This window comes from Idiomarina sp. UBA4206 (genome assembly GCF_002383015.1).
GTDB lineage: Bacteria > Pseudomonadota > Gammaproteobacteria > Enterobacterales > Alteromonadaceae > Idiomarina > Idiomarina abyssalis.
In genome coordinates this window covers 57,306-59,623 of the sequence record NZ_DFTS01000067.1, presented here as the reverse complement: position 1 = coordinate 59,623, position 2,318 = coordinate 57,306, and the positions used below count along the sequence as shown (strand labels likewise).

Genomic DNA, 2,318 nt, shown 5'->3' with positions numbered 1-2,318 from the left:
GAAGTCCTCGGGTATTGAGGCCTGGGTCTGATCATTTACTTCAAGACCGGCTTTATCCAGGCCTTCGGTGTCGATGCGGAATTTCTTTCTATTGTTAGAGAATAGAATCACGCCATCCTCTTTCAACATTCCCGTGGCGGTTTTTATCAAACCGACGTGGTCACGCTGTATGTCTAAGGTTCCGCTCATCCGTTTTGAGTTACTAAAGGTGGGCGGGTCAAGGAAAATAACGTCAAACAGTTGCTTGCCCCTTTGTTCCCGCATCCAGCTAAAGCAGTCAGCCTGAATAAACTGGTAGTCGCCTCGTAAGCGGTTTAAGGCAAAGTTACGCTCGCCCCACTTCAGGTAAGTTTTCGACATATCAACAGAAACGACTCGTGCGGCACCGGCTCTGGCGGCCTGAACAGAGGCTGTGCAGGTATAGGCAAATAAATTCAGCACATCCAATTCTTCGCATTTATCCAGTAGCTCTTTACGCACTAATCTGTGGTCCATAAATAAACCGGTATCCAGGTAGTCGGTTAAATTCACCTCAAACTTGGCGCCGTATTCGTTAACCGCTAATACTGTGCTTTCCTGCGACTGCTTTTCGTATTGCTGTTTACCGCTTTGGCGCTGGCGGCGTTTCAAAATGATTTTATCTTCTGACACCGGCAAGGCTGAACTCAAAGACTCGAGCATGAACCACAAACGGTCATTGGCAACGCCTTCCGGAATGTCTTTTGGAGCTGCATATTCCTGCACAACCACGTAATCCTGGTAGATATCGATAGCGGCGTTGTACTCAGGAATGTCCGCGTCATAAACACGCCAGCAATCCAGTCCTTCCTTGTCTGCCCACTTGCTTAATTTTGCGTAGTTTTTCTTAACCCTATTAACCAAGTCATCAGCTTGACTCTCTGCGAAGTCAGGTTGCTCTTTAGTTAAGTCGTAAAGCGCCAGATTAACCGGAATTGCACCGTTTAATAGCGGATATTTCTTATGGCTGCGCAATTTAAGGCGTTTAAGTAACTGTTCGTCTCCAGCCAATACGGCTATATGCCAATTGTGGAAAGTGTCTTTTAATTGACGGCCAAAACGGCGGTACAATAGTAAGGTCTCAACGGCCTCACCCAGACGTTCCCCGTAGGGAGGATTACAGACTAACAGGCCACTTTCCGCCGGTGCTTCGCAGTTTGTCGCATCTGCAACTTCAAACTCTATCACTTCATGTAATAGCACACGCTTGGCGTTATCTTTAGCTTTAGCGACCAGGTGTGGGTTGCTGTCAGAGCCTTTTAACTGGCCTTTGAAGTTCTTCTTCCCTTCTTTAAAGCGTTGTTCTGCCTGCTCGAGTACGTCATGCCATAATTGCGGAGAATGCTCATGCCAATACAAGAAGCCCCAATGCGCGCGGCTCAAGCCTGGCGCGTGATCCATAGCCATCATGGCAGCTTCTATTACTAAGGTGCCTGAACCACAAAACGGATCCAAAATAACAGGTTCATCTTTTTCTAATTCATTTTTGATGCCCGCACGAACTAATATGGCGGCGGCTAAGGTTTCCCGCAACGGCGCTTCCCCCTGCTGCAGGCGGTATCCCCTTTTGTGCATACCATCGCCGGTAAAGTCTAAAGACCAGGTTAGCTTGTCTTTATGCACTCGTACCGCAATACGAATGTCCGGATCCTGCTTATCAATACTGGGGCGTTCAAACCCATTATTGCGAAAGTTGTCGACAATGCAGTCTTTAACTAACTGTGCGCCAAACTGGGTATGGCGAATGTCGTCATTACCGCCGGAAAAATCAACCACGAAAGTTCTGTTCGCATCGAAAACCTTGCTCCACGAGAATTGAGTCAATGCCAGTTTAATCTCATCCAGGCTGGAAACTTCCTTTTCACCCAGTTGTAATAGCATACGGCTTGCTAACCTGGACCACATAGCCACGGTATAAGCCTGCTGCAAATCAGTCTCGATATAGCAACCCGCAAGGGTTTGCTTAACATGACTTAAATTGAACTCTTGCAACTCATCAAACAAAAGCCCTTCAAGACCTTTGGAGCACGCAATAAAAAAACGATACATAGAAACTTCGCCTAAAAAATTAAGGGGACAATTATAACGGAGAGCTCAGTGGCTGTCTGTAATTCCAGCTGAAATAAGGGAATTACAGAGAGAATGACTAATAAAGCAACAGTTAAACCGTATTTGTATAAATACTATGCGGTTGGTTTAAATAAAGCTTGCGCGACACGAATTATGGCTATACTATGCGCTCTCAATCGGACGCGGGGTGGAGCAGTCTGGTAGCTCGTCGGGCTCATAACCCGAAGGTC

At 46.8% G+C, this 2,318-nt stretch carries 1 protein-coding gene and 1 tRNA gene (1 of these 2 only partly in view); one reads left to right on the top strand and one right to left on the bottom strand.

What is annotated here, in order from left to right; genetic code table 11:
• On the bottom strand, window positions 1–2,067 hold a 2,067-nt coding region (gene rlmKL, locus B3180_RS13625; protein WP_286845055.1), incomplete at its 3' end, for a bifunctional 23S rRNA (guanine(2069)-N(7))-methyltransferase RlmK/23S rRNA (guanine(2445)-N(2))-methyltransferase RlmL.
• 202 nt (window positions 2,068–2,269) lie between these two features.
• On the opposite strand from rlmKL, the gene B3180_RS13620 reads away from it, so the two are divergent.
• Window positions 2,270–2,318: transfer RNA gene (locus B3180_RS13620), tRNA-Met, on the top strand; it runs 126 nt beyond the window's last position.